At 69.1% G+C, this 26,363-nt stretch carries 23 protein-coding genes and 1 tRNA gene; 10 read left to right on the top strand and 14 right to left on the bottom strand.

What is annotated here, in order from left to right; all coding sequences use genetic code 11:
- Nucleotides 1-31 precede the first annotated feature (31 nt).
- From QUC20_RS07830 to QUC20_RS07815, 4 genes are all read left to right on the top strand, one after another.
- A tRNA-His gene (locus tag QUC20_RS07830) sits at nt 32-107 on the top strand.
- A gap of 26 nt (nt 108-133) precedes the next feature.
- Nucleotides 134-484: a metallopeptidase family protein gene (locus QUC20_RS07825; protein ID WP_120262669.1), complete on the top strand. Its 351-nt coding sequence runs from the start codon at nt 134-136 to the stop codon at nt 482-484.
- The gene (gene clpS / locus QUC20_RS07820) at nt 484-774 is read left to right on the top strand and encodes an ATP-dependent Clp protease adapter ClpS (RefSeq protein WP_289331434.1); all 291 of its coding nucleotides are present in this window, start codon (nt 484-486) and stop codon (nt 772-774) included. Before QUC20_RS07825 ends, clpS begins: the two co-directional genes overlap by 1 nt.
- Nucleotides 771-1,244 carry a DUF2017 family protein gene (locus tag QUC20_RS07815; protein ID WP_120262671.1) on the top strand — a complete coding sequence of 158 codons (474 nt, stop codon included), beginning with the start codon at nt 771-773 and terminating at the stop codon, nt 1,242-1,244. The genes clpS and QUC20_RS07815 overlap by 4 nt, the downstream gene beginning before the upstream one ends.
- On the opposite strand, the gene QUC20_RS07810 is transcribed toward QUC20_RS07815, so the two are convergent.
- The 6 genes from QUC20_RS07810 to gatC all read right to left on the bottom strand — a co-directional run bounded on the left by QUC20_RS07810 (nt 1,245) and on the right by gatC (nt 6,862).
- Nucleotides 1,245-1,760, bottom strand: a complete 516-nt coding sequence (locus QUC20_RS07810; protein ID WP_289331433.1) for an AAA family ATPase — start codon at nt 1,758-1,760, stop codon at nt 1,245-1,247.
- A 40-nt stretch (nt 1,761-1,800) separates the two neighbouring features.
- Nucleotides 1,801-2,121 (bottom strand): hypothetical protein, encoded by a 321-nt coding sequence (locus tag QUC20_RS07805; protein ID WP_120262672.1) that lies wholly within the window; start codon nt 2,119-2,121, stop codon nt 1,801-1,803.
- Nucleotides 2,122-2,161: 40 nt separating this feature from the next.
- Nucleotides 2,162-3,421: a DNA polymerase IV gene (gene dinB / locus QUC20_RS07800; protein ID WP_120262673.1), complete on the bottom strand. Its 1,260-nt coding sequence runs from the start codon at nt 3,419-3,421 to the stop codon at nt 2,162-2,164.
- A gap of 116 nt (nt 3,422-3,537) precedes the next feature.
- The gene (gene gatB, locus QUC20_RS07795; RefSeq protein WP_120262674.1) at nt 3,538-5,055 is read right to left on the bottom strand and encodes an Asp-tRNA(Asn)/Glu-tRNA(Gln) amidotransferase subunit GatB; all 1,518 of its coding nucleotides are present in this window, start codon (nt 5,053-5,055) and stop codon (nt 3,538-3,540) included.
- A complete protein-coding gene (gene gatA / locus QUC20_RS07790; RefSeq protein WP_289331432.1) occupies nt 5,055-6,566 on the bottom strand; it encodes an Asp-tRNA(Asn)/Glu-tRNA(Gln) amidotransferase subunit GatA in 1,512 nt (503 codons plus the stop codon). The genes gatB and gatA overlap by 1 nt, the downstream gene beginning before the upstream one ends.
- Nucleotides 6,563-6,862 carry an Asp-tRNA(Asn)/Glu-tRNA(Gln) amidotransferase subunit GatC gene (gatC, locus tag QUC20_RS07785; protein ID WP_120262676.1) on the bottom strand — a complete coding sequence of 100 codons (300 nt, stop codon included), beginning with the start codon at nt 6,860-6,862 and terminating at the stop codon, nt 6,563-6,565. The genes gatA and gatC overlap by 4 nt, the downstream gene beginning before the upstream one ends.
- Before the next feature lie 52 nt (nt 6,863-6,914).
- On the opposite strand from gatC, the gene QUC20_RS07780 reads away from it, so the two are divergent.
- Nucleotides 6,915-8,612 carry a long-chain-fatty-acid--CoA ligase gene (locus QUC20_RS07780; protein ID WP_289331431.1) on the top strand — a complete coding sequence of 566 codons (1,698 nt, stop codon included), beginning with the start codon at nt 6,915-6,917 and terminating at the stop codon, nt 8,610-8,612.
- A gap of 34 nt (nt 8,613-8,646) precedes the next feature.
- Here the strand turns inward: QUC20_RS07780 and ligA are convergent, their stop codons facing one another.
- Together ligA and QUC20_RS07770 are read right to left on the bottom strand one after the other, a co-directional pair.
- Nucleotides 8,647-10,959, bottom strand: a complete 2,313-nt coding sequence (gene ligA / locus QUC20_RS07775; RefSeq protein WP_289331430.1) for an NAD-dependent DNA ligase LigA — start codon at nt 10,957-10,959, stop codon at nt 8,647-8,649.
- A gap of 9 nt (nt 10,960-10,968) precedes the next feature.
- Entirely contained in the window at nt 10,969-11,643 is a 675-nt protein-coding gene (locus tag QUC20_RS07770; protein ID WP_289331429.1) for a DUF4166 domain-containing protein, read from the bottom strand.
- 25 nt (nt 11,644-11,668) lie between these two features.
- Between QUC20_RS07770 and QUC20_RS07765 the strand changes: the two genes are divergently transcribed.
- Nucleotides 11,669-12,685 carry an epimerase gene (locus QUC20_RS07765; RefSeq protein WP_289331428.1) on the top strand — a complete coding sequence of 339 codons (1,017 nt, stop codon included), beginning with the start codon at nt 11,669-11,671 and terminating at the stop codon, nt 12,683-12,685.
- On the opposite strand, the gene mnmA is transcribed toward QUC20_RS07765, so the two are convergent.
- Both mnmA and QUC20_RS07755 read right to left on the bottom strand, forming a co-directional pair.
- Nucleotides 12,642-13,739: a tRNA 2-thiouridine(34) synthase MnmA gene (gene mnmA, locus QUC20_RS07760; protein ID WP_289331427.1), complete on the bottom strand. Its 1,098-nt coding sequence runs from the start codon at nt 13,737-13,739 to the stop codon at nt 12,642-12,644. The genes QUC20_RS07765 and mnmA overlap by 44 nt on opposite strands.
- 9 nt (nt 13,740-13,748) lie before the next feature.
- The gene (locus tag QUC20_RS07755; protein WP_289331426.1) at nt 13,749-14,936 is read right to left on the bottom strand and encodes a cysteine desulfurase family protein; all 1,188 of its coding nucleotides are present in this window, start codon (nt 14,934-14,936) and stop codon (nt 13,749-13,751) included.
- Between the two features lie 44 nt (nt 14,937-14,980).
- Here QUC20_RS07755 and glgX point away from each other — a divergent pair, with 44 nt between their 5' ends.
- The 3 genes from glgX to glgB are packed head-to-tail and all read left to right on the top strand — an operon-like array spanning nt 14,981 to nt 21,335.
- Nucleotides 14,981-17,050 (top strand): glycogen debranching protein GlgX, encoded by a 2,070-nt coding sequence (glgX, locus tag QUC20_RS07750; protein WP_289331425.1) that lies wholly within the window; start codon nt 14,981-14,983, stop codon nt 17,048-17,050.
- 47 nt (nt 17,051-17,097) lie between these two features.
- A complete protein-coding gene (locus QUC20_RS07745; protein WP_434543660.1) occupies nt 17,098-19,182 on the top strand; it encodes an alpha-1,4-glucan--maltose-1-phosphate maltosyltransferase in 2,085 nt (694 codons plus the stop codon).
- Entirely contained in the window at nt 19,179-21,335 is a 2,157-nt protein-coding gene (glgB, locus tag QUC20_RS07740) for a 1,4-alpha-glucan branching protein GlgB (protein ID WP_289331424.1), read from the top strand. The genes QUC20_RS07745 and glgB overlap by 4 nt, the downstream gene beginning before the upstream one ends.
- Nucleotides 21,336-21,397: 62 nt before the next feature.
- Here the strand turns inward: glgB and QUC20_RS07735 are convergent, their stop codons facing one another.
- Together QUC20_RS07735 and QUC20_RS07730 are read right to left on the bottom strand one after the other, a co-directional pair.
- On the bottom strand, nt 21,398-22,345 hold the full coding sequence (locus tag QUC20_RS07735; RefSeq protein WP_289331423.1) for a tetratricopeptide repeat protein: 948 nt from the start codon (nt 22,343-22,345) through the stop codon (nt 21,398-21,400).
- On the bottom strand, nt 22,346-24,130 hold the full coding sequence (locus QUC20_RS07730) for a DUF8094 domain-containing protein (protein WP_289331422.1): 1,785 nt from the start codon (nt 24,128-24,130) through the stop codon (nt 22,346-22,348).
- Between the two features lie 155 nt (nt 24,131-24,285).
- Between QUC20_RS07730 and QUC20_RS07725 the strand changes: the two genes are divergently transcribed.
- Nucleotides 24,286-25,356 carry an AI-2E family transporter gene (locus QUC20_RS07725; protein ID WP_120262688.1) on the top strand — a complete coding sequence of 357 codons (1,071 nt, stop codon included), beginning with the start codon at nt 24,286-24,288 and terminating at the stop codon, nt 25,354-25,356.
- Between the two features lie 3 nt (nt 25,357-25,359).
- On the opposite strand, the gene QUC20_RS07720 is transcribed toward QUC20_RS07725, so the two are convergent.
- On the bottom strand, nt 25,360-26,079 hold the full coding sequence (locus QUC20_RS07720) for an alpha/beta hydrolase (protein ID WP_289331421.1): 720 nt from the start codon (nt 26,077-26,079) through the stop codon (nt 25,360-25,362).
- The gene (locus tag QUC20_RS07715; protein ID WP_120264311.1) at nt 26,076-26,357 is read right to left on the bottom strand and encodes an Rv1322 family protein; all 282 of its coding nucleotides are present in this window, start codon (nt 26,355-26,357) and stop codon (nt 26,076-26,078) included. Before QUC20_RS07715 ends, QUC20_RS07720 begins: the two co-directional genes overlap by 4 nt.
- Nucleotides 26,358-26,363: the final 6 nt, after the last annotated feature.

The raw sequence follows: 26,363 nt of genomic DNA, 5'->3' as shown, positions 1-26,363 counted from the left end.
GTAGGGTTGCCCGGTTTCACCGGGAGACATGGTGGCTATAGCTCAGTTGGTAGAGCACCGCGTTGTGGTCGCGGGGGTCGCGGGTTCAAGTCCCGTTAGCCACCCCACGTAACACCCCGGTCCGGGAGTGCAGATGATCGAGATGGATGTCGAAGAGTTCGAACTCCTCGTCACCGACGAGCTCGACCGATTGCCCGATGACATGATCGACGGGCTCGACAACGTCATCTTCGTCGTCGAAGACCGCCCCGAAGACGGCAGCCTCGACCTGCTGGGCCTCTACGACGGCTACGCCCTCACCGAGCGTGACCGCTACGGTCAGGGCGAACTGCCGGATCGCATCATCGTCTACCGCGAACCCCACCTGGCCGCCTGCGACGATCTTCCGGGCCTTCGCGACGAGATCCACACCACCCTCGTCCACGAGATCGCTCATTTCTACGGAATCGACGACGACCGCCTGCACGAGCTGGGGTGGGCATGATGAGCACCGCGCTCCCCGACCTGGACCGCGAGACCGACCTTCGCGCCGCGCCAGACGAACCGTGGCAGACCGTCGTGTGGAACGACCCCGTGAACCTGATGTCATACGTCGTCCATGTGTTCCGGACCTACTTCGGGTACTCGCGCGACCGCGCGACACAGCTCATGCTCGCCGTTCATCACGATGGCCACGCAATCGTCGCGGAAGGTCCGCGTGAAGCGATGGAGGCCCACACGCGAGCGATGCATGAGTTCGGCCTCTGGGCGACCGTGCGGCGGGGGAACGAATGACCCCTTCCGTCGTCTTCGGACTACCCCGCCCTGAGGCGGACTACCTCCGCGAGCTCGTCGAGCAGTACCTCGAACTCGTCACCACGCCCGATGACCCGCGTGACCCGGCGGCGCGACGGCTCTCGCCTGACGCCTATCCGGACGACCCGGATGCCGCGGCGGAGTTCCGTGAACTCACCCGCGACGATCTGGCGGCCACACGGGCCGCGGACGCCCGGCTGATGCTGGCGGCCCTCTCGAGCCCTCATGATCATGAGGGCGACACGGAGCCCGCGGCGATACTGACACTCGCACTCGACGCGCGAGAGCAGACCGCATGGCTGCGCACCCTGGCGGGACTTCGTCTCGTACTCGCGGAGCGCATCGGAATCAGTGACGAGAGCATCATGCCTGTCGGCGATCCGCGCTTCGACGTCTACGAGTGGCTCGGCTATCGGCAGGAGATGCTGCTGCAATCGCTCGACGCGTGATCAGGCGAGCTCGACGACATGCGTCGCGAGGCTCCGAGGGTCATTGCGGGATATGTGGTCCTGCTCCTGCGCCGCCCAGCGTTCCCAGTGCGGCCGGTAGGTTTCGCCGTCACGCGCCAGAGCGCGCTGCTTGCGCACATCCGCCGGGGCGTCCAGCCATATCGTGACCGCCGCGAAGGACGCCGCCGCGGGCGTCAACGCGCCGCTCCCCTCGAGGATGATCGCGTCGGCCGCGTTCGCGACACGCTCAGCGCCGTAACGGTCCTCAGCCCAGTCCCACTGCTGCCATCGCGCTGCCTCACCGTGACGGCGGGGGGCGAGCACGCGCGCGACGGCGTACTCGGCGCCGGCCGCGAGACCGTCCCATCCGGGATAGAGCTCATCGAGCGCGACAAGCTGGGGCGTCGTGCTCAGGGTGGCCCACCGCCGCTGGAGCTCACGGGCCAGCGTCGACTTGCCGGCGCCGCTGCGTCCGTCGATGATCACGACACCGCCCGGCGACAATTCGCCCAGCACGCTTTCGATGAGCGCGCCCGGTGTCAGGCGCGCGGCAGCCCTACTTCTTGAGGGCGCGGATGACACGGCTGAGAGCGCGGCCCACGACCCAGACGAAGGGAATGCCGACGGCGACCAGCGAGACGAGGTTCGGCTCGAAGCGCAGATCGTCACCCTTGCGTACGTACGCGCCGACAGGAATGGCGTAACCGCCGCCACCGCCGCCGCTGTTGCCCTCGGTGTCCTCGCCCGCGCCGAACCCACTGCACGTCAACGCGACAGGGATGAGCGTGATGCCACCGACATCCTGCTGCTCACCGTAAGCGCTGGTGACGCCGATGGTCGCGGACTGCTTGCCGAGTTCGAGTGCGAGGTTGGGCATGGACCCACCGTACCCTCCTCCGGCGCTCGCGGTACAGGTGTCAGTGATCGTGGTCGGGCCGTGGGTTGGTGGGCATGGCGCCGACGTCGCGTCGAGGCCCGAGCACGCTCGCCCGCGTGACCGCGCCGCGACCGAAGCGAGCGCGGGCTCCGTCGAGCGCGTCGTCGACGCGGCGCCACTCCTCGTCGTCGTCCCAGAGCGTCAGTCCGCCGGTTCCGTCGGGTCGGAGCTTTTCGGCGCGCACCCCGATGAGTCGCACCGGTTGCGACAGCTCGACCGTCGAGAGGAGATCAATGGCGGCCGAACCGATCCGTTGGCCGACGTTCGTCGCGAGCGGCAGGGTCTGCGAGCGTGAGTACGTCGAGAAGTCGCTCAGACGGACCTTGATCGACACCGTGCCGGCCTCCCACCCACCCGCGCGCAGCCGCGCGCCGACCCGATCAGCCAGGCGTCGGAGTTCGGAACGGAGCACCGTGAGATCGGTGACATCGTGAGAGAACGTCTCCTCGTGCGAGATGCTCTTTTCAGCCCGTTCGGTCTGGACCTGCCGCGCATCGTGCCCGCGCGACAGATGCCACACACGCTCGCCCATCGCGGGCCCGAGGGCGCGGTCGAGCACCGATCTGGGGGTGTCCCAAACGTCGGCGACAGTGCGGATGCCGCGTGTGAGAAGGGCCTCTACTGCTTTCGGCCCGACGCCCCACAGAGCGCCGACCGGCCGTCCGGCCAGGAATCTGAGCGTCTGGTGCTCGGCGACGACGAGGAGACCGTCGGGCTTGGAGATCGTCGACGCCATCTTCGCGACATGCTTGGTCGCCGCGACCCCGACGCTGCAGGTGAGGCCCGTCTCGTCCAAGACACGTGCGCGGATGAGCTGAGCGATGTCGCGCGGGCTCCCCCAGAGCCGACGAGCACCGCTCACGTCGAGGAAGGCTTCGTCGATCGACAGCGGCTCGACCAGAGGTGTGATCGATCGGAAGATCTCCATCACGCCGCGTGAGAGCTCGGCGTACCGCTCGAAGGTCGTCGGCACGACGATGGCCTGCGGGCAGAGCTGCAGGGCACGTGCGACCGGCATTGCCGAGCGCACGCCGAAGCGACGAGCCTCGTACGAGGCGCTCGACACAACCCCGCGCCGTTCGACGCCGCCCACGATGATGGGCTTGCCGGCGAGCGACGGATCGTCGAGCACCGCCACCGCCGCGTAGAACGCATCCATGTCGACGTGGAGGATGCGCGTGCCGGTGTCGTCGGCGTCGGGCGGCGAAACGATGCGCCCCGAACCGTCTCCGCGTCCCATGGTTCCATTCTCGCCCGTGCCACCGACACCGGGCGCTGCTCGGGCGACGAAGCGGCGCCGCCGCCCCTCACGAGGAGGGAGTCGACGACGCCGCCGGGGTCGTGCGGATCGCTCTGCTACTGAGCCGCCCGCTCGAGGATCAGTTCGCGCACCCGCGCCGCGTCGGCCTGACCCTTCATCGCCTTCATGACAGCACCGATCACCGCACCCGCGGCCTGCACCTTGCCGTCCTTGATCTTCGCGAGGACGTCGGGCTGCGCGGCGAGGGCCTCGTCGATCGCGGCGATCAGCGCGCCGTCGTCGGAGACCACGGCCAGTCCGCGCGCGTCGACGACATCCTGAGGAGATCCCTCGCCGTCGATGACACCCTCGAGCACCTGGCGGGCCAGCTTGTCCGTCAGCGTGCCGGCATCCACCAGCTTCTGGAGCGCCGCCACGTCGGTGGGCGCGACCAGAGACTGCGGCTCCGCGCCACGCGCATTCGCGACGCGCGTGATCTCACCCGTCCACCACTTCCGTGCAGAGGCCGGCGACGCGCCGGCCGCGACCGTGGCGTCGACCTCGGCGAGCAGACCGCCGTTGACGACGTCCTGGAACTCGAGATCGGTGAAGCCCCACTCGCCCTGAAGCCGGCGACGCCGGGCCGCGGGCGGCTCGGGAAGGGCGGCACGGAGCTCTTCGATCAACTCCGGCGAAGGAGCTACCGGCAGGAGATCGGGCTCCGGGAAGTACCGGTAGTCGTCGGCATCCGACTTCGGCCGCCCCGGCGAGGTCGTGCCGGTGTCTTCGTGCCAGTGCCGGGTCTCCTGCGTGATGGTGCCGCCCTCGGCGAGGATGGCGGCCTGGCGCTGGATCTCGTAGCGCACCGCCCGTTCGACGGAGCGCATCGAGTTGACGTTCTTCGTCTCGGTACGGGTGCCCAGCTTCTCCTGGCCCCGTGGCCGCAGCGAGACATTCGCATCGCATCGCAGGTTGCCGCGCTCGAGGCGCGCCTCCGAGATGCCCAGGCCGATGACGATGTCGCGGATCGTGCGCACGTACGCCTTGGCGATCTCCGGCGCGCGGTGCTCGGCGCCGAAGATCGGCTTCGTCACGATCTCGACGAGAGGCACGCCGGCACGGTTGTAGTCGACGAGCGAGAACTCCGCGCCCTGGATGCGGCCGGCGGCGCCTCCCATGTGGGTGAGCTTGCCCGCGTCCTCTTCCATGTGCGCCCGCTCGATGTCGACGGTGACGGTCGTTCCGTCCGACAGCTCCACCTCGACCGCGCCCTCGAACGCGATCGGCTCGTCGTACTGCGAGATCTGGTAGTTCTTGCCGAGGTCCGGGTAGAAGTAGTTCTTCCTCGCGAACCGGCTCGACGGAGCGATCGAGCAGCCGAGCGCCAGGCCCAGACTGATCGACGACCGGATCGCCGTCTCGTTCACGACCGGGAGTGCCCCGGGCAGGCCCATGTCGACCGGCGCGACGAGGGTGTTCGGAGCCGCGTCGTGATTGTCGGGGTGAGCCGGGTTCGCCGCCGGCGAGAACATCTTCGTGCGCGTGTTCAGCTCGACGTGCACCTCGAAGCCGAGCACCGGCTCGAACAGCTCCAGCGCCTTGTCGAAGTCCATCAGTGCGACCTTGGCAGCCATCAGCGTGCCCCTCCCAGGATCGGTGCGCGGTCGAGCAGCGGGCCACCCCAGCTGTCGACGAGCAGAGTCTCGAGCGCGGCGCCCACACGGTAGAGCTGTGCATCCTGGCGCGCAGGCGCGATGAACTGGATGCCGACCGGCAGGCCGTCGTCTTCGGACAGCCCCGACGGGATCGAGATCCCCGGGACGCCGGCGAGGTTCACCGGGATCGTCGTGACGTCGTTGAGATACATCTGCAGCGGATCGTCGATCTGCTCGCCGAGGCGGAAGGCGGTCGTGGGTGCGGACGGGGTCGCGATGACGTCGACCTGCGCGAACGCCTCGTCGAAGTCGCGCTGGATGAGGGTGCGCACCTTCTGCGCACTGCCGTAGTAGGCGTCGTAGTAGCCCGCCGACAGCGCATACGTACCGAGGATGATCCGTCGCTTGACCTCGTCGCCGAAGCCCGCTTCGCGCGTCGCCGACATGACGTCCTCGACAGTGCCGCCCGGCACGTCGACGCGCAGCCCGAAGCGGACGGAGTCGAACTTGGCGAGGTTGCTGGATGCCTCGGCCGGGAGGATCAGGTAGTAGGCCGCCACCCCGTACTCGAAGTGGGGTGCGCTGATCTCGACGATCTCGGCCCCCTGCGCCTCCATAGCCGCCAGCGACGCGCGGAACGACGCGCTCACGCCGGGCTGGAAGCCCACGTCGGCCAGCTCGCGGATGACACCGATTCTGAGCCCGCGCAGCACATCGCCGCGGGCACCCTCTCGCGCCGCTGCGGCGAAGGACGGCCACCGGTCGGCGAGCGAGGTCGAGTCGTGCGGGTCGTGCCCGCCGATGACGTCGTGCAGGAGCGCCGAGTCGAGCACGGTGCGCGAGACCGGACCCACCTGATCGAGGCTCGAGGCGAGGGCGATCGAGCCGTATCGGCTGACGCCGCCGTAGGTCGGCTTGACTCCCACCGTGCCCGTGACGTGCGCGGGCTGACGGATCGAGCCTCCCGTGTCGGACCCGAGAGCGAGGGGCGCCTCGAAAGCGGCGACGGCCGCGGCGGAGCCGCCTCCCGAGCCGCCGGGGATGCGCTCGAGGTCCCATGGGTTGCGGGTGGGTCCGTACGCTGAGTGCTCCGTCGACGAGCCCATCGCGAACTCGTCCATGTTGGTCTTGCCGAGGGGCACGAGGCCGGCGGCGCGAGCGCGGGCGACGACCGTCGCGTCGTACGGCGACATGAAGCCTTCGAGGATTCTCGATCCGCTGGTCGAGGGCATGTCGGTCGTGACGAGAACGTCCTTGATCGCGAGGGGCACGCCGGCCAGCTCGCCCAATGGATCTCCCGCGGCGCGGCGCGCATCGATCTCGCCTGCGACCTGGAGCGCGTGGTCGGAGACGTGCAGGAACGCATGCACGTCGCCGTCGACGGCGGCGATGCGGTCGAGGTGCGCCTGGGTCACCTCGACGCTGCTGACGCTTCCGTCGGCCAGGCGCGCCGCCAGCTCGGCGGCGCTCGAACGGATGATGTCGCTCACTGCTCCTCCCCCAGGATCGCCGTCACGCGGAAACGGTCGTCCGCACGTTCGGGTGCATTCTGGAGCACCTGTTCGAGCGTGAGCATGTCGCCGGGCACATCCTCGCGGAAGACGTTCTCGAGGGCGATGGGGTGGCTGGTCGCCGGGACATCCGGGGTCGCCACCTCCGACACCTTCGCGATGTTGTCGACGATCGCGTCGAGCTGTCCGGTGAGACGCTCGACCTCCTCGTCGTTCAGCTGGATCCGGGCGAGCACGCCGAGGTGGCGCACGAGATCGGGGGTGATTTCAGACACCCGTCGATTCTAGTTCGGGCCCGATCGTGCACGAGACCCGTAGGGTGTCAGCGTGACGACCTACGACCCGCCACGTCCCTGGATCGCCAGCTACGCCGACGGGGTGCCGGACGATCTCCCGCCCATGGAGGGCTCACTCGTCGACATCGTCGCGACGTCGGCGCGGGAGCATCCCGACGCTCCTGCCCTGGAGTTCTTCGGGCGCACCGTGTCATACCGGCAGCTGCAGGACCGCATCGAACGTGCGGCCGCCTATCTGAGGGACGCAGGCGTGCGCCGCGGCGACCGGGTGGCGATCGTGCTGCCCAACTGCCCCCAGCACATCGTCGCGTTCTACGCCGTGCTGCGGCTCGGAGCCGTCGTCATCGAGCACAACCCGCTCTACACGCCGCGTGAGATGCGCAAGCAGTTCGAGGACCACGGCGCGAAGGTCGCGATCGTCTGGAACAAGCTCGTCTCGATGCTCCTGGACTTCCCCGACGATCTCGCACTCAACGCCGTGATCTCCGTGGACATCACCACGGCGATGCCGCTCGGCATGCGGGCGGCGCTCCGGCTTCCCATCGCGAAAGCGCGGGAGTCTCGCGAGGCGCTCACCTCTCCGGTGCCCCGAAACCGCGTTTACGGCTTCTGGTCGGATGCCGAACGACACGACCCCCTGCCGGCGAGCCACGTGGGCCCGACGACGGGAGATCTCGCGCTCATCCAGTACACCAGCGGAACGACCGGAAACCCCAAGGGCGCCGCCCTCACCCATCGCAACCTCTTGGCCAACGCCGCGCAGGCGCAGGCGTGGACGCCGACGATCGAGCGCGGCGAGGGTTGCGTGGTCTACGCCGTGCTACCGATGTTCCACGCGTACGGCCTCACGCTCTGTCTCACCTTCGCCATGTCGATGGGCGCCCGGCTCGTGCTCTTCCCGAAGTTCGATCCAGCCCTCGTGCTCGCCGTCCACAAGCGGCATCCGGCCACACTCCTGCCCCTGGTGCCTCCGATCGCCGAGCGTCTGCTCGCGGCGGCGGACGAGGCCGGTGTCTCCCTCGCGGGAACGCAGGTCGCCATCTCGGGCGCTATGGCGCTCCCCCACGAACTCGTCGTCCCGTTCGAGGCATCGACCGGTGGATACCTCGTCGAGGGATACGGCCTCTCGGAATGTTCGCCGGTTCTCATGGCCAATCCGGTCGCGGACAACCGTGTGCCCGGGACGGTCGGATTGCCGCTTCCCGGCACCGAGTGCCGCGTGGTGGATCCTGACGAACCGACACGCGACGTCGAGCCCGGCGGTCGCGGTGAGCTTCTGGTGCGGGGTCCGCAGGTGTTCTCGGGCTACTACGGAAAGCCCGAGGAAACCGAGAAGGTCTTCGTCGACGGTTGGTTCCGCACCGGCGACATCGTCACGATCGACGAGGCGGGCTTCGTGCGCATCGTCGATCGGATCAAGGAGCTCATCATCACCGGCGGGTTCAACGTCGCCCCGACCGAGGTCGAGATCGCGCTGCGCCAGCATCCGCAGATCGCCGATGCCGCGGTGGTGGGCCTCCCCAGCGAGCATTCGGGCGAGGACGTCGTCGCCGCCGTCGTCGCGGTGCCCGGGGCGACGATCGACGAGGGCGACGTCCGCGACTTCTGCCGCGGCATCCTCACCCCGTACAAGGTGCCGCGCAGGGTCGTCGTGGTGGACGAACTGCCGAAATCGATGATCGGCAAGGTCCTCCGCCGCCAGGTCAGGGATCGACTGCTCGCGGGCTGACGCAGCCCGGGCGGGGTGCGGAGTCGACCGCGAGTCAGGACCCGAGAGCGGCCGGCCCCTGCTCGACGAGGACGCGGAACTGCGCGGCGTCGATGATTCGCACGCCCAGCTGTTCGGCCTTCGCCAGCTTCGAGCCCGCGCCCGGCCCGGCGGCGACGAAGTCGGTCTTCTTCGAGACGGACGAGCCAGCCTTACCGCCGGCAGCGAGGATCGCCTCCTGGGCGCCCTCGCGGGTATAGCCCTCGAGGGATCCGGTCGCCACGACCGTGATTCCTTCGAGCACTCCTCCCTCGACGACAGCGGCGCCCGGACCCGGGTGCCCCGGCACTTCGAGACGGGCTCCGGCTGCCTCCCACCGTTCGACGATCTCGCGGTGCCAGTCGACCCCGAACCAATCGATCAGCGAGTCCGCGATGATGCCGCCCACACCCTCGACCGCCGCGAGCTCGTCGCGCGTCGCCGCTCGGATCGCCGCGATCGAGCCGAACCACTGCGCGAGCGCACGAGCCGCGACCGGACCGACATGGCGGATGCTGAGCGCGACGAGGAACCGCCAGAGCTCCTTCGTCTTCGCCTTCTCGAGCTCGTCGAGGAGCTTGAGCGCCTGAGCCGACGGCTGCGGACCGGTCAGCCCCTCCTTCTTCTCCGCAGCCGAGGGGTTGCGCCGGAAGGGAGCTCGCCGCACCGGTTCGCCCGTCGTGTCGTCGACGCGCGGTTCGCCGGTCTCGGAGTCGCGCACGATGACCTCGATCGGCACCAGCTGGTCGAGAGTGAGCTCGAAGAGAGCCGCTTCGGTCACGAGCGGAGGCTCGGCCTCCCCCAGCGGCTGCGTCAGCGCCGCCGCCGTCACCTCGCCCAGCGCCTCGATGTCGAGCGCACCCCGCGAGCCGACGTGCTCGACGCGGCCCCGCACCTGTGCGGGGCACGAGCGTGCGTTGGGACACCGGAGGTCGATGTCGCCCTCCTTGGCGGGGCGCAGCGGCGACCCGCACTCGGGGCAGTCGGCGGGCATCACGAACGCACGTTCGGTGCCGTTGCGCAGCTCGACCACCGGTCCGAGCACCTCGGGGATCACATCGCCCGCCTTCCGCAACACGACCGTGTCGCCGATGAGGACGCCCTTCGCGCGGACGACGTCTTGGTTGTGCAGCGTCGCCTGGCGCACCACGCTCCCCGCGACGCGAGCCGGTGCCATCACCGCGAAGGGAGTGGCTCGCCCCGTGCGGCCGACCGAGACGACGATGTCGAGCAGCTTGGTGTTGACCTGTTCGGGCGGGTACTTGTATGCGATCGCCCACCGCGGCGCCCGGCTCGTCGCACCGAGCTCGTCGTGCAGCGCCAACTCATCGATCTTCACGACGACGCCGTCGAGCTCGTGCTCGACGCTGTGCCGGTTCTCGCCGAAGTGTTCAACGTAGTCGAGCACCCCCTGGATGCTCTCGTGGGTCTGCGAGTGGGGACTGATCGGAAGCCCCCACTCGGCGAGGAGCGTGTAGATCTCGCTCTGCGACGACACCGGCGGGTTCTGCCACGCGCCGATCCCGTGGACGTACAGGCGGAGCGAGCGGACACGGGCCTCCGAGGCCTCCAGTTCGAGCCCGGTCTTCTTGTCGAGCTGCTGCCGCAGGCCACCGCTGGCCGCGTTGCGGGGGTTCGCGAAAGCCGGAAAGCGTCGCTCGGCGCTGGTACGCGCGCGCTCCTCGTCGAACGCCCGGGAACGGGAGCGGGCCTCATCGACCACCCGGTCGCGCATGGCCGCCTGGAGCGCGTTGAGCTGAGCGAACTCGGCGACGGGGATGAAGATCTCGCCGCGGACCTCGACGAGGGAAGGGTGTCCCGAGCCCGCGAGTCGTTGCGGGATGCCGGCGACGCGCAGCGCGTTGACGGTCACGTCCTCGCCGACGCGCCCGTCGCCGCGGGTCGCAGCAGACGTCAGCACGCCATTCTCGTAGCGCAGGCTGATCGCGAGCCCATCGATCTTGAGCTCGGAGAGCCAGCGCACCGGGCGTCCGGCAGAGGCTGATGCCTTCATGCACCAGTCGGTCAGTTCTTCGGGCGAGAAGACGTTGTCGAGACTCAGCATGCGTTCGGCGTGCGTGACCGGGGCGAACAGGGTCGACTCGGCGGCGCCGACGGTCTGGGTCGGCGAGTCTTGGGACTGCAGTTCGGGATGCCACCTCTCGAGCGCCTCGAGCCGGCGCATCCAGCCGTCGTACGTCGCGTCATCGACAACCTCGGCGTCGCGGCCGTAGTAGGCATCGCGCGCCGCGGTGATCCGTTCGATCAGGTCACGCGCTTCCGCGCGCGCTTCGTCGAGAGTGATCTCGGGGAGTTCTCCGTCTGCCACGTGGTCAGTCTAGGCAGGGGGCACGACGCTCCAGCCGGGCTTCCCGTCGAGTTGCCGGATGCGGTACGTGAACGAGCCGCGGTAGCGGAAGAGTTCCCCCACGAGCCAGGCCCGCACCCTCACGTCGACACGTTGCGCCGCGGCATCCGCGGGGTCCGACGTCTCCGTCACCGTCACCCGGGCTACCGGCGGGAAGGGCAGACGCAGAACCCCGAGCCGCGCGGCGATCCCGGTCGACCGCAGGCGCATCCCGGTCGTATCGGCCTCGGCGCGCAGTCGTATCTCCAGTGCGCCCCGGCGCCCCAATCGGTCGACGATTTCGCCCGGTCGTGCGCTCGTCATCGCGTCGACCATCCGCCGCCGCGCGGTGGCGAAGAGGAAGTCGCGCTTCCCGCGCAACGACCCGTCGGGTCGTGGCGTGTTCGTGATCACGAACGGGACATCGGTGCCGTCCTCCGGGAACATCACACCTCTCCCCGCGAACAGGCGCATCACGGGGCGCAGCCACAGCGGGCCGCAGTACCCCGCTTCGTCATAGATGCCGTGCCCGACGCCCGCGCACCCGTCGGCGATCGGGCCGAAGTACACCTGAAGCACGGGTGGCATCCGCTTCAGCCCGTCGCCGAGCGCTCGCTCGTACACGGAGGGGCGGCTGACATGAGGTGTCGCAGCTGCACTGAACATGTTCAGAAACTACTACGATGGCGTCATGAACGACACCCGACACCGCGCCGTCGTCGCCGGCGCCTCCGGATTCATCGGCGCGGCCGTCGTCGACGCGCTCACGGCCGATGGGTACACCGTCGACATCATCGGTCGAACTTCCGGCACCACGTGGGCCGATTCCGCCGGTATCGACTGCCTCGTGAACGGCGCGGATCTGCTGATCAACCTCGCGGGCAAGTCGGTCGACTGCCGCTACACCGATGGCAACCGAGACGAGATCCTGCGATCGCGCGTGGCGACCACGCGGGCACTCTCCGAAGCCGTCGGACGCGCTGAGCGGCCTCCGCGACTGTGGGTGAACGCCTCGACGGCGACCATCTACCGCCACGCCGTCGACCGCCCGAACTCCGAGTCCGATGGAGAGCTGGGCACCGGTTTCTCCGTCGATGTCGCGCGGGCATGGGAGGCGTCGTTCTTTCGCGGCGAGCTGCCCGGGACCCGCCGCGTCGCCCTGCGGATGGCCATCGTCCTCGGCCCGGGGCCGGCGACCGCGATGCTGCTGACGTTGGCACGCCTCGGCCTCGGCGGGCCGCAGATCGACGGCCCGATCATCCCGCATCGCCGCTACCGCGGAATCGGTGATGATCCCACCGGCGGCCCGGCGCCGTGGCACCGCACCCGTGGACGCCAACGCTTCAGCTGGGTGCACATCGATGACGTCGTAGGCGCCCTGCGCTGGGTCGACGCGCACGACGACATCACCGGGGTCCTGAACGTCGTGAGCCCGCACGCGTCGGACAACCGCACTCTCATGCGCCAGCTGCGGTCGATCGTGGGCATGCCGATCGGGATCCCCTCCTGGCGGTGGATGCTCGAACCCGCCATGTGGGTGCTGCGCACCGAGCCGGAACTCATCCTGAAGAGCCGCTGGGTCACGCCGGAACGGCTCTTGGATTCGGGATACCGGTTCCGCTACACCGAGCTCGACGACGCGCTCCGCGCAGCCGCCGGATCGATCAGGCGTCGACCGGAACGGCCGAGACGGTCCGGTCGATCGTGAACTGTCCGAGCACGCGGGTGCCGTCGTAGATGACGGCCGTCTGACCCGGCGCCACACCGTCGAAGGGCGTCTCCGGCACCACGACGATCTCGCTCGCCGTGATCTCGGCCCGCGCCGGCACCGGCTCGGCATGAGCGCGGATCTGCACTTCACACGAGAAGGTCCGCTGGCTCGGTGCGCGACCGGCCCACGTGAAGCGGGCGCCCGCGATCTCGGCGGTCGCCAGCGCCTCCTTCGGACCCACCACGACACGGTTGTCGACCGGACGCACCTCGAGCACGAAGCGGGGCTTGCCGTCAGGCGCCGGCACTCCCAGCTGCAGGCCGCGGCGCTGACCCACGGTGAACGCGTGGGCGCCTTCGTGACGCCCGATCACCGTGCCCGTGCGATCGACGATCTCCCCGGCCTCGGCCCCGACCTTCTCGGCGAGCCACCCCCGGGTGTCGCCGTCGGGAATGAAGCAGATGTCGTGGCTGTCCGGCTTCTGCGCCACTGTCAGCCCGCGCTCCGCAGCCTCCGCACGCACCTCGGCCTTCGACGGCGTCGCACCGAGGGGGAAGTACGTGTGAGCGAGCTGATCGGCGGTGAGCACGCCGAGGACGTACGACTGGTCCTTCGCGGCATCCGACGCGCGGTGCAGCTCGCGCCCGTCGGGACCATCGACCAGCAGCGCATAGTGACCGGTGCACACAGCGTCGAAGCCGAGCTCGATCGCGCGCTCGAGCAGCGCCGCGAACTTGATCTTCTCGTTGCAGCGCATGCACGGATTCGGTGTGCGACCCGCGCGATACTCCGAGACGAAATCGTCGATGACATCGTCGCGGAAGCGCTCCGAGAAGTCCCAGACGTAGAAGGGGATGCCGAGCAGATCAGCGGCACGGCGCGCATCCATCGCGTCTTCGATCGTGCAGCAGCCGCGACTTCCGGCGCGGAGAGTGCCGCCCGCGCGAGACAGGGCGAGATGCACGCCCACGACGTCGTGGCCGGCGTCGACGGCTCGGGCAGCGGCCACCGCCGAGTCGACGCCTCCACTCATGGCAGCCAGTACTCGCATCTGTCCAGTCTACGTACGGGCTGCGCGACCGGCGCGGGCGGCGACCGCACGTCGGTGCACCTCGGGAAGCGCAGCGAGGAAAGCGTCGACATCCGCGTCCGTACTGGTTCGCCCCAGCGTGAGACGCAGTACCGCACGTGCGTCGTCAGCGTCACGTCCCAACGCGAGAACCACGTGGGAGGGTTCCGTGACCCCGGCCTGACAGGCCGATCCGGTCGACACGGCGACTCCGACGGTGTCGAACAGAAAGAGGAGCGTCTCGCCGATCGTGCCCGGGAAGAGCACGTGCACGTTGCCCGGAAGTCGATCGCCGAGGTCACCGAGGATCTCGGCCGAGGGTACGAGCGAACGGATGCCGTCGATGAGACGGTCGCGAAGCATCGTGAGCCTGCGCGTCTCACGTGTGCGGTCGGCTTCGGCGGCTCCCAACGCCGCGGCGAACGCCGCGGCGCCGGCGACATCGGGCGTACCCGCTCTCAGCCCGCGCTGCTGACCGCCGCCGTGGGCCAGAGGCGTGAGCTGCGCGTGACGCGAGACGACGAGCGCGCCCGTGCCCACGGGGGCACCGACCTTGTGTCCGGACACCGACATCGCCACCAGCCCGCCAGGACCCGAGCCCGCGCCCCGCCAGGAGGCGAAGTCGAGGTGGACAGCGCCGAGGGCCGCGACCGCATCGAGATGCAGAGGGACCCCCGCACCCCGCGCCGCAGCGGCGAGTGCCGCCGGGTCATTGCGCGTCCCGACCTCGTTGTTGGCGACGAGGGCGGTCGCGAGGACGGCTCCGGGCAGTGCCGCCGCGAACCGCCGCGGATCGATCCGGCCGACGTCGTCGAGCCCGACGGACCGCACGGTAGCGCCCCAGCGGGCTGCGAGCCAGGCGACGGCGTCGATGGTCGCGTGATGCTCGCCGTCGGGCAGCACGATCGGGCCCGCCGGCACGCCCTCGGCCGCGAGCCAGAGACCCTTGACCGCCAGATTGACGGCCTCCGTGCCGCCGGATGTGAGAACGACCTCGATCGGCTCGCAGCCGAGCGCCGCCGCGACCGCGTCGCGGGCATCCTCGAGGAGACGGCGCGCGGCCTGCCCGGCGCCGTGTACCGACGAAGCGTTGCCGAGCGTCTCGTGCGCCGCCAACCACGCGTCGCGCGCCTCGGGTCGGAGCGCGGTCGTCGCAGCGTGATCGAGATAGACGACCATTGCACCTCCCCGAGCGTTCACCGTCGCTCATTACTGTAGATCGCATGCCCGACAGCATCAGCCCGGCCGGACTGCACGATTCCCGATTCACCGACCTCGGCGTCACCATCCGCGACGACGGCGGCACGATCCGCGTGTGGTCGGAGCGGGCGACGACGATCGATGTGGTGCTGTTCGACGATCACGATCTCGATTGGGCGGTCGACGAGCGCCCGCTGTCGCCCGTCGGAGGCGGTATCTGGGAGGCGCACGTCGAGACACTGCGCCCCGGAGTGCGCTATGCGCTGCGCGTGGACGGACCCCACGGTCCGGGAGACGTGTTCAACCCCGAGACGCTCCTGCTCGATCCGTACGGCCGAGGCGTCGTCTCGGGCGCCCCCGGCGATCATCGCTCGGTCGTGGTCGATCCGGCGTTCGACTGGGGCGGCATCCGCAAACCGCGGATTCCCCGCGATCGCACGGTCATCTACGAGGCGCACGTCAAAGGACTGACGAAACGGCATCCCGACATCCCGCCGGCGCTGCACGGCACGTACGCGGGCCTCGGTCACCCGGCCATGATCGATCACCTGCAAGCGCTCGGAGTCACGAGCGTCGAGCTGCTCCCCATCCACGCGTTCGAGAGCGAGCCCCGTCTGCTCGCGCTCGGACTGGCCAACTACTGGGGCTACAACACGCTCGGCTTCTTCGCTCCTCACGCGGCCTACGCCACGCAGGATGCCCGCCGCGGCGGGCCGACGGCCGTCCTGAAAGAGCTCAAGCGCACGGTGCGGGCACTGCACGCGGCCGGTATCGAGGTCATCCTCGACGTGGTCTACAACCACACCGCCGAACTCGAGCTCGGGGGGCCGCGCTCGAGCTTCCGGGGAATCGACAACCGCGCCTACTACCGCCAGCGAGACGATGGGGCGTACATCGATGTGACCGGATGTGGCAACGCCGTCGACACCTCGACCGATGCCGCCGCACGTCTGATCCTCGACTCGCTGCGGTACTGGAGCGAGGACGTGCAGATCGACGGGTTCCGCTTTGACCTCGCCGTCACGCTCGGTCGCGACGGTGAGCACGTGTTCGATCCGGAACACCCCTTGTTGCGCGCCATCGCCGAAGACCCGGTGCTCCGCGACGACAAGATCATCGCCGAGCCCTGGGACATCGGACTCGGCGGGTGGCACACCGGTGGGTTCGGCGACGGGTGGCAGGAGTGGAACGACCGCTACCGCGACGGCATCCGCAACTTCTGGCTCAGTGACATCGACTATCTGCGGCGCGCCGGCACCTCGCCCGCCGGTGTCGGAGGCCTCGCCACCCACCTCGCCGGTTCCGCACCGCTCTTCGGCGCGGAACGAGGACCCCTCGCCGGCGTGAACTTCATCACCGCCCACGACGGCTTCACCCTGCGCGACCTCGTCTCGTACGACGTCAAGCACAACGACGCCAACGGTGAGCAGGGCCGCGACGGCGCCGACACGAACCGCTCGTTCAACCACGGCGCGGAGGGCGAGACCTCACTCGAGAACATCCTGACCGCGCGCCGCCGCACGATGCGCAACCTCGTTGGGACCCTCCTGCTCTCTGCCGGTGTGCCGATGCTGACGGCGGGAGACGAGATGGGGCGTACGCAGCTGGGCAACAACAACGCGTACTGCCACGACAGCGCCCTCACCTGGGTCGATTGGCAGCTGGCGGACTGGCAGGTCGACCTGCTCGCGCATGTGCGTACGCTCACGCGGCTGCGGGCGGAGAACCCGGCGTTGCGGCCGGTGCGCTACGCCGACCCCGAGGACGAGATTCCCGAAGCCTCCGTCATGCACTGGTTCGACGCCGAGGGCCAGCCCATGACGCAGAGCACCTGGACCGACCCCGAACAGCGCACGCTTCAGTACGTCGCGACCTCCACGCCGGCGCACGAACCGCACAACTGCATACTCCTGGTGATCCACGGCCGTGAAGCAGACTCGGAGGTCGTGCTGCCATCGGTCGGGACGGCGACCTCGTTCGTCTCGCTGTGGTCGAGCGCCGACGAACACCCCCGCGCCCGCCACGAACGGTTCGCCCCGGGCGAGCGTCTCGCCCTCTCCGGGCCGACGTTGCATTTGCTCAGAGCCGAGTAAGGCGCAAGCCCGTTTTTCGATCTCGCCCACCGCGATAGGTTCGAGCCGTGGCATCAACGACGCGCACGACCTCACCCGTCCCGTTCCGCAGCACCGGCGAGATCCCCGGCCGGCCCGCAGCACCCGTTCCCTCGATCGGCGACACCGTCACCGGACGCATTCCGCTCCAGCGACCCGCCCCCGCGGTCCCCGGCGATCGGTTCCGTCCGTCCGCCTTCGCAGGCGAGGCCGTGCCGTTCCGGGTCACGGCGTTCCGCGAGGGCCACGACGCGATCGGCGTGCATCTGAGGCTCACCGCGCCGGATGGCCGCGAGTCACTGCACCGTCTGACGCCGCTCAACGACGGGTTCGACCGGTGGTCCGTCCTCATCGCCCCTTTGACCGAGGGCGTGTGGCGATTCCGGTTCGAAGCGTTCGGCGACGACTTCGCCACGTGGCAGCACGCCGCGGCGATCAAGATCGCGGCCGGCGTCGACGTCGACCTCATGCGCGAGGCGGGAGCCCAGCTGATGAGCCGCGCCGCCGCTGAGAAGTCACGTCCCGCCGCCGAGCGCAAGCTTCTCGAGAAAGCCGCGTCGAGGCTTCGGGATGCCGCGGCCGACGCCGTCGACGCGCTCACGGTGGTCCGCGACGCCGAGATCGCCCGCGTCTTCGCCGACCGTCCGCTGCAGTCGCTGGTGACGGTCGGCGACGAGCACGAGCTCCTCGTCGAGCGTGAGCGCGCGGGCGTCGGTGCCTGGTACGAGTTCTTCCCCCGGTCCGAGGGCGCCGAACGCCTCGCCGACGGCTCCGTCCGCAGCGGCAGCTTCGTCACCGCGCGGGACCGTCTGCCCGCGGTCGCTGCGATGGGGTTCGATGTGCTCTACCTGCCGCCGATCCATCCGATCGGGCGCACCCACCGCAAGGGTCCCAACAACACGCTCACCGCGGGACCGAACGATCCCGGGTCCCCCTGGGCGATCGGCGGCCCGGAGGGCGGCCACGACACGGTGCACCCCGATCTCGGGACCCTCGAGGACTTCCGCGGCTTCGTCGCCGCCGCCTCCGACGCCGGCCTCGAGGTCGCGCTCGACCTCGCGCTGCAGGCGTCGCCCGACCACCCGTGGGTCTCCGAGCACCCCGAGTGGTTCACCACTCTCCCCGACGGTTCCATCGCCTACGCCGAGAACCCCCCGAAGAAGTACCAGGACATCTACCCGATCAACTTCGACAACGACCCGGACGGCATCCGCGCCGAGGTCTTGCGCGTCGTCCGGCACTGGATCGCACAGGGCGTGCGCATCTTCCGCGTCGACAATCCGCACACCAAGCCCCTGCAGTTCTGGGAGTGGCTCATCGCGACCGTCGCCGACGAGACCCCCGGCGTCGTCTTCCTGGCCGAGGCGTTCACTCGCCCCGCGCCGATGCAGGGGCTGGCGATGGCCGGGTTCCAGCAGAGCTATTCGTACTTCACCTGGCGCAACACGAAGGAGGAGCTCGAGGAGTTCCTCACCTCCGTCGCCCACGACACGGCCGACTTCATGCGGCCGAACCTCTTCGTGAACACTCCCGACATCCTCACCGAGTACCTGCAGTACGGGGGGCGTCCGGCCTACAAGATCCGCGCCGCTGTCGCGGCGACGGCGGGCGCCTCGTATGGCGTCTACGCGGGATACGAGCTCGTCGAGAACGTCGCCCGTCCCGGCTCGGAAGAGAACATCGACAACGAGAAGTACGAGTACAAGCTCCGCGATTGGGCAGGCGCCGAGGCGCGGGGCGAATCACTCGCTCCCTTCCTGACCCGGCTCAACGAGATCCGGCGTGCGCACCCCGCGCTCCGGCAGCTGCGCAACCTGTCGTTCCACTGGTCCGACGACGACGCGATCGTGGTGTTCTCGAAGCATCTGCCCGGTGCGCTCACCGCCGACGGGCAGGCCGACACCGTCCTGGTCGTCGTCAACGTCGACCCCCACTCGGCACGCGAGACGACGGTGCACCTCGACACCTCCGTGTGGGGTGTGGCACCGGGCGACGAGTACGAGGTCGAAGACCTGCTCAGCGGATCGGTCTGGACCTGGACCGACCACAACTATGTGCGCCTCGATGCTTTCGTCGAGCCGGTGCACATCCTCCACGTGAAGGAACGCCGATGAACGCCCCCGCAGACCACGTTCTCGATTCGGTCGCCACCGGTTCGTACCACGCACCCCACGACGTGCTCGGTGTCCATCAGACGGCGGACGGCTGGCTGATCCGCGTTCGGCGACCGCTGGCCCGCACGGTGACCGCGGTGTTCGCGAAGCAGCCGGAGTCGTCGTTCCGCCACCTTCGCGGCGGGGTGTGGGAAGCGACGCTCGACGAACGCCCCGAGGCCTACCGCGTCGTCGCGACCTACGACGACGCGCCGGCCTGGGTGGCGGATGACCCCTACCGTCATCTGCCGACGATCGGCGAACTCGATCTGCATCTCATCCGTGAGGGTCGTCACGAAGAGCTCTGGCGCGTCCTCGGCGCCCACGTCCGCATCCACAACGGCGTGCCGGGGGTCTCGTTCACCGTCTGGGCGCCCAACGCGCGAGCGGTTCGGGTCATCGGAGACTTCAACGGGTGGGACGGGCAGGGACACGCGCTGCGCTCGATGGGCGATTCCGGTGTCTGGGAGCTCTTCGTGCCGGGCCTGACGGCCGGCACCGTGTACAAGTTCCAGATCCTCACCGCGGACGGCGCCTGGATCGACAAGGCCGACCCCATGGCCCGCCAGTCGGAGGTTCCTCCCGCGACGGCGTCGATCGTCGCCGAGAGCATGTACGAGTGGGAGGATGCCGCGTGGCTCGAGCGTCGCGGCACCTCGACGCCCGTCTCGCAGCCGATGTCGGTCTACGAGGTGCACCTCGGCTCGTGGCGCACTGGCCTCGGCTACCGCGATGCGGCCGACCAGCTCATCGACTATGTCCGAGAGCAGGGCTTCACGCATGTGGAGTTCCTGCCGCTGGCCGAGCATCCGTTCGGCGGGTCGTGGGGATACCAGGTGTCGGGGTACTACTCCCCCACGAGCCGTTTCGGCTCCCCCGACGACCTGCGCTACCTCATCGACCGGCTGCACCAGGCGGACATCGGGGTCATCATGGACTGGGTGCCCGGACACTTCCCGAAGGACGCGTTCGCGCTCGCCCGCTTCGACGGGCAGCCGCTCTACGAGCACCCGGATCCCCGCCGCGGCGAGCACCGCGACTGGGGAACCCTGATCTTCGACTACGGCCGCAACGAAGTGCGGAACTTCCTCGTCGCGAACGCGCTCTACTGGTTCGAGGAGTTCCACGTCGACGGCCTCCGGGTCGACGCCGTGGCTTCGATGCTCTACCTCGATTACTCGCGCGAGGAAGGACAGTGGGAGCCGAACATCCACGGCGGACGCGAGAACCTCGAAGCGATCTCGTTCCTCCAGGAAGTCAACGCGACCTCCTACAAGCGCTATCCGGGCATCGCGATGATCGCCGAGGAGTCGACGAGCTTCCCCGGTGTGACCGCGCCCACCGAGCACGGCGGCCTCGGTTTCGGGTTCAAGTGGAACATGGGCTGGATGAACGACTCGCTGCAGTACATCAAGCGCGACCCGATGTACCGCGGCCACCACGAGGGTGAGCTGTCGTTCTCGTTCGTCTACGCCTTCAGTGAGAACTTCGTCCTGCCCATCAGCCACGACGAGGTCGTGCACGGCAAAGGCAGCCTATTCACGCGCATGCCCGGCGATCACTGGCAGAAGCTGGCCAACATGCGCGCCTACCTCGCATACATGTGGGGCCACCCGGGCAAGCAGCTGCTCTTCATGGGCCAGGAGTTCGGCCAGATGTCGGAATGGTCCGAGTCGCGCGAGCTCGACTGGTGGATGCTGGATCAGCCCGCTCACCGCGGACTCCACACGTTCGTCGCCGACATGAACCGCGCCCACCGGGAGCAGTCGGCCCTGTGGGCTCGCGATTCCGACGGCGCGGCCTTCTCCCGACTCGGCGCGCCGAACTGGAACCCGAACGTGATGGCGTTCACCCGTCGCGATCACCACGGCAACACGGTCGCGGTCATCTGCAACTTCTCGGGTGTGCCGCTGCACGACTACACGCTGGAACTGCCCGCAGACGGTGCATGGCGGGAGGTCCTCAACAGCGATGCAGAGCAGTACGGCGGTTCCGGCGTCGGCAACTTCGGCGCCGTCCACGCGCGCGATGGCCGCGCGACCATGGTGATCCCGCCGCTGGGTGTGCTCTGGCTGCACCACGAACCCGGCGTGGCCGAAGACCCACGCGACTGAGACGAGACGGGGCCCGGGGCCACTCACCCACGGTGAGAGCCCCGGGCCCCGTCTCGTTCGTGTCAGAACATCAGCGAGGTGAGGCGCCGCCGCGCCGCGAGAACACGCGGGTCGGCGTCGCCGACGAGGCCGAAGAGCTCGAGCAGCCGGTCGCGCACGGTCGTGCGCGCGTCGCCGTCGACCGCGGCGAAGAGATCGAGCAGGCGTGCGAACGCGTCGTCGACGTGGCCGCCGGCGACGTCGAGGTCGGCCACGCGCAGCTGAGCCTGGACGTCATGCGGAGCGGCCGCCGCCGCAGCGCGCGCCTCGCCGAGGTCCACGCCCTGCACCCGATCGAGCAGCTTGACCTGCCCGAGGCCGGCCTGCGCGTCTGCGTCGCGCGGGTTCTCCGCCAACGCGCGCTCGTAGGCGCTGATGGCGCGCGGATAGTCACCAGCCTCGATCGCGGCGAAGGCCTCGGCGTGCAGCGGCGGCAGGGGCGGCTCGACGGCCTCCTCCGAGGCCTCCGTCGCGTCGTCCACCGGAACGGTCCCGGTGACCCCGTGCTGGCCGGCGAGCTGGAGCAGCTGCGCGAAGACCTCGCGCACCTGCTGCTCGGGCACGGCGCCGGTGAACAGAGGCACCGGCTGTCCGGCGACGAGCGCGACCACCATCGGGATCGACTGCGCCCGGAATCCCTGCGCCAGCTGCGGGTTCGCGTCGACGTCGACCTTCGCCAGCACGACCCGGCCGGCGAGCTCGGTGACGACCTTCTCCAGAACCGGGCTCAGCTGCTTGCAGGGACCGCACCACTCGGCCCACAGATCGACGACGACCGGAACGGTGCGCGAGAGCTCGAGCACATCACCGAACGTCTGGTCGGTCACGTCGAAGATCAGACGAGACGTGCCGCCCGACGGCGGTTCGGCGGCGGCTGCGGGGCCGGTCGGCGCAGCCGCCGAGGGGCGGTTTCGCAACGACGACAGGTCGAGGGCTCCGCGGAGCACGGAGCTGGGGGACGGATCGCTCATTCAGACAACCTTCGCTGAGAGGACATTGGAACGGTAGCCGAGGAACTGGATCGGCTCGGAGGAGCCCGCACCGGGCACGAAGAAGAAGAGCTGGTCGGCGTACGTCGTGGTGAATCCGGTCGACGACTGCGAGACGCCCGTCAGAGCGCTTGCGACAGGGTTGGTGTCCGGCACGTTGATCACGGCGTCCGGGTTGCTCGGGGTGAACGTGTGGTCCTCCGTGATCGTCACCGCGACGACCGCTCCGCTCTCGAGGGTCTGGAGCGCGATCGGCGTCTGGGTGCCGGCCTGGGTCGTGAACGACACGGTCCCGGTCTCGGCACCGGTCTGGTTGAAGTCGTTGAGGATCTGCTCGCGATTGGACGCGACACCCGCACGGAAGGCGTCGCCCTCCGCTTCGAACAGCCGCGCGTAGGGGCTCGCGTCGCCGTTCGTGAGGAGGTCGGCGTACGCCGCCGCGAGATCCTGTGGCGGCAGCACCAGGAACGGCGAATCGGGAGCGACCTGGGCCGCGCCGAGATAGGCGGGGGCGAGCTCGGGGAAGGAGTCCGTGGCGAGCTCGGCGATGTACCCGAGCTTGTAGTTGGACCAGGGATCCTGCTGGCTGACGGTCATGATCGTGTCAGCCGCGCCCTCGCCTCCCTCGACGACGGCGAGGAACGTCCGGGGCCACTTCTCGAAAGTCTCGGGCAGCAGGATCTCGAGGGGCTCGGCGGGCACGGGAGGCAGCGGCGCGCGGTCGGCGATCTTGGAGCGAAGCGTGTAGTTCGTCTCGCGCTCGGCGAGGGCCGGGCCCGCGAGACGCGTAGCCGCAAGCGCGGAGTCGGCGCTCGCGTCCGCCGTCGAGACATCCTCGGCGATGCGCGTCAGAATGCGCTCTGCCTGCTGCTGCGTGACAGCCGGAGGTGCCTGGTCGGGGTCCGCGACGACCGTCGCCGTCGGCGACGGCGTCGGACTGGGTGCGAGCTGCGGCCAGGCATCGGCCGAGCACCCCGACAGCGCCACGATCGACACGAGCGGAACGGCGAGCAACGCCTGACGGCCGCGGGTCAGCCGTCGACGCGGCGGTGTCGACGAGATGACGCCCTTCGCCTCGTCGTCCACGGTGAGGTCGATGGGCTGGGTGGCGGTCATGGGAAGGCCCTTCCGTCGCGGGCCGCGCGACCGGCGGAGATGCCGCCAGCCGAGGGCGTACATGACGATGCCGAAGGCGAGGAGAATCCCGCCGCCGACGATCAGCGGACCAGCCCACGGTGTGTTGGACTCGATCGGCCATGTCACCTGGATGTCTGCCGGCGCAGGGCTGGAACCGTCGGAGGCGACGAGAACGCTCATCTCCTGCGGCAGTTGCAGCGACGTGGTCAAGGCTCCGTCGCGCTGGAACTCCTCGAGCCAGAGGTCCGACCCGACGGGCGACGGCATAGCGGGAACCACCCCGTCGGCGCCCGGGGCGGGAGCGGATGCCGCGGCGACCTCGGTCGTCGTGATCGCACCCTCCTCATCGACGCCGAGCCGGGTGTAGTCGGTGCGTGCGAGCCACGCCGTCACGTCGGATGACCGGCCGTACGCGGCGAACACCGTTCCGGTGCCCTGCACGCTGAGCGACTGCGCACCCGGGTGGGACGTGAGGACGGAGCCGTCGATGAGGGTGAACGGCGCGTCGCCCGACACCGTCACGGACTCGGTGACGCTCTCGGGTCCGCGCAGGATCGTACGCTGCGCGATGCCCGCCCCGATCATGACGGTCGCCAGGACGAACGCGACAACAGCCCACACGAAACGCACGAAGAAACACCTCTCCACATCCGGAACGGGACCACCGAACGCTTGATCGACGTTCCAGAGTATCCAAAACGACCTGAAAAGGTCGTGAAAGGGGCGCCTCCCGCCGAAAGCCCGCTCGGATCGTAAAGTGAGGTGATTCGACCCCGGAGGCGTTCGTGAAGATCCAGAACCCGTTTCGCACCGCGCTGATCGCCACGCTCGGCGTCGGCGTCGGCATCGTGATCATCGGGGGTATCCAAACCCTCTCGACGATCCTCCTCTACGTGGGCACGGCGCTGTTCCTCGCGCTCGGCCTCGATCCGGTGGTCTCCTGGCTTGAACGTCGTCGCCTGCCCCGCTGGGCGGCGCTCCTGATCACGTTCGCGGCACTCCTGGCTGCGTTCGCCGGCATCATCCTCATGGTCGTGCCGATCATCGTGTCGCAGATCTCCCAGCTCGTGGCAGCGATTCAGGATCTCGTCACCAACGGCAACTGGGACCCCGTCAACGCCGTCAAGGACTGGCTGACCGTCACCTTCCCGCAGCTCAACGTCGATGAGCTGTTCCAGTACCTCTCGGACTGGTACAACTCGCTCGACATCGGGGCCATCGGGGGGTCCATCACCGGCTCGATCATCCTCATCGGCGGTGGCATCATCACCGGCTTCACCGGCGCCGTCATCGTGCTGATCCTGACGATCTACTTCACCGCGTCCACCCCCAGCCTCAAAGCCGCCGTCTACCAGCTCGTCCCGGCATCCCGGCGCCCGCGCTTCATCGATCTCGCCGAGCAGATCACCGCGTCCGTCGGCTTCTACGTCATGGGGCAGGTGTCGCTCGGTGTGATCAACGGCGTGCTCAGCGCGATCTTCCTGAGTGTGATCGGGGCCCCCTTCCCCGCCGTGCTCGCGGTCATCGCCTTCTTCTTCTCGCTGATCCCGCTCGTCGGAACCCTCACAGGTTCGGCGATCATCGTGCTCACCTGCCTCATCCCCGGCCTGGCGGAGCCGCAGACCGCGCTCTGGGCAGCCATCTGGTACCTGGTCTACATGCAGGTCGAGGCGTACTTCATCTCGCCGCGGATCATGAACCGGGCGGTGTCGATCCCCGGCGCGGTCGTGGTCATCGCCGCTCTCGCGGGTGCGGCGCTGGGTCAGCTGCTGGGAGCGCTCGTGGCCATCCCCGTCGCGGCCAGCATCCTGATCATCTACCGCCAGGTCGTGATCCCGCGCCAGAACGAACGCTGAGACTCAGTCGTCGTCCCACTCTTCGGCGAGTGGGAGAGCGTCGGGGTTCACGGCCGCGACGATCTCGGTGAGCACCCGGCGGGTCTGGTTCTCTCCCACCCACAGGTGCTTGCCGCCTTCGACGGCGACGAGGGTCGCCTGCGGGATCGCCGCGAACCGTTCACGCGCTTCATCGGGGCGGAGGTAATCGTCGAACTCGGGCACGACGATGACGACGCGGCGATCGTCGCCGGCCCAGGCGGCGACCTCTTCGGAGGTCGCCCGATGCAGCGGCGGCGAGAGGAGGATCACGCCTTCGATGTCGTGGTCACGCCCGTACTTGAGGGCGAGCTCCGTTCCGAAGGACCAGCCGACGAGCCACGGGCGGGGAAGCCCCCGCTCATGAACGAACGACATGGCAGCGGCGACGTCGAAGACCTCGCCGACACCGCCGTCGAACGCGCCCTCGCTGGTACCACGTGGCGACGTGGTGCCGCGGGTGTTGAAACGCAGCACCGCGAGATCAGCCAGAGCCGGCAGCCGGCCTGCGGCCTTGCGCAGGATGTGCGAGTCCATGAAGCCGCCCGCGGTCGGAAGGGGATGCAGCGTGACGAGCGTCGCGACCGGCTCACGCTCCTCGGGCAGCGCCAGCTCGCCGACGAGTGTCAGGTCGTCGAGGGTGTGGAGCTCGATGTCCTCGCGCCGTGCGGGGAGCTGTACCGGCCCCCGGATTTCGAAGCTCATGCGATCCTCCAACATGCCGAATGCCAGTGCCGACGCGCGGCCAGGTCTGCGGCGTCACCCAGGACACCATCCGCACGCCACGCGACCAGGTGAGCCGTCGCCGGCACGATGTCCCGTCCACACCCGGGGCACGTGTACGTCTTCTGCGCCTGCGCCGCAGACACCGGCTGCACGGTCCACTCGACGCCGCGCCGCGTCTCGGAGCGTTTCCAGCCGCTCAGCAGCCGATCGAGCGAGTCGTCTCGAGGATCCGGCCGTCTCCTGTTGGAACGGGGCATGACGGC

It is taken from the genome of Microbacterium arborescens, assembly GCF_030369635.1.
Classification (GTDB): Bacteria; Actinomycetota; Actinomycetes; order Actinomycetales; family Microbacteriaceae; genus Microbacterium.
This window is presented reverse-complemented; position numbering and strand designations above follow the sequence as displayed.

Excerpts from the sequence above, each read along its gene's own strand:
- QUC20_RS07825 (WP_120262669.1), top strand. The coding sequence starts at position 134 with ATGATCGAGATGGATGTCGAAGAGTTCGAACTCCTCGTCACCGACGAG.
- clpS (WP_289331434.1), top strand. The coding sequence starts at position 484 with ATGAGCACCGCGCTCCCCGACCTGGACCGCGAGACCGACCTTCGCGCC.
- QUC20_RS07815 (WP_120262671.1), top strand. The coding sequence starts at position 771 with ATGACCCCTTCCGTCGTCTTCGGACTACCCCGCCCTGAGGCGGACTAC.
- QUC20_RS07805 (WP_120262672.1), bottom strand. The coding sequence starts at position 2,121 with ATGCCCAACCTCGCACTCGAACTCGGCAAGCAGTCCGCGACCATCGGC.
- dinB (WP_120262673.1), bottom strand. The coding sequence starts at position 3,421 with ATGGGACGCGGAGACGGTTCGGGGCGCATCGTTTCGCCGCCCGACGCC.
- gatB (WP_120262674.1), bottom strand. The coding sequence starts at position 5,055 with ATGGCTGCCAAGGTCGCACTGATGGACTTCGACAAGGCGCTGGAGCTG.
- QUC20_RS07770 (WP_289331429.1), bottom strand. The coding sequence starts at position 11,643 with ATGTTCAGTGCAGCTGCGACACCTCATGTCAGCCGCCCCTCCGTGTAC.
- QUC20_RS07765 (WP_289331428.1), top strand. The coding sequence starts at position 11,669 with ATGAACGACACCCGACACCGCGCCGTCGTCGCCGGCGCCTCCGGATTC.
- mnmA (WP_289331427.1), bottom strand. The coding sequence starts at position 13,739 with ATGCGAGTACTGGCTGCCATGAGTGGAGGCGTCGACTCGGCGGTGGCC.
- QUC20_RS07755 (WP_289331426.1), bottom strand. The coding sequence starts at position 14,936 with ATGGTCGTCTATCTCGATCACGCTGCGACGACCGCGCTCCGACCCGAG.
- glgX (WP_289331425.1), top strand. The coding sequence starts at position 14,981 with ATGCCCGACAGCATCAGCCCGGCCGGACTGCACGATTCCCGATTCACC.
- glgB (WP_289331424.1), top strand. The coding sequence starts at position 19,179 with ATGAACGCCCCCGCAGACCACGTTCTCGATTCGGTCGCCACCGGTTCG.
- QUC20_RS07735 (WP_289331423.1), bottom strand. The coding sequence starts at position 22,345 with ATGAGCGATCCGTCCCCCAGCTCCGTGCTCCGCGGAGCCCTCGACCTG.
- QUC20_RS07720 (WP_289331421.1), bottom strand. The coding sequence starts at position 26,079 with ATGAGCTTCGAAATCCGGGGGCCGGTACAGCTCCCCGCACGGCGCGAG.
- QUC20_RS07715 (WP_120264311.1), bottom strand. The coding sequence starts at position 26,357 with ATGCCCCGTTCCAACAGGAGACGGCCGGATCCTCGAGACGACTCGCTC.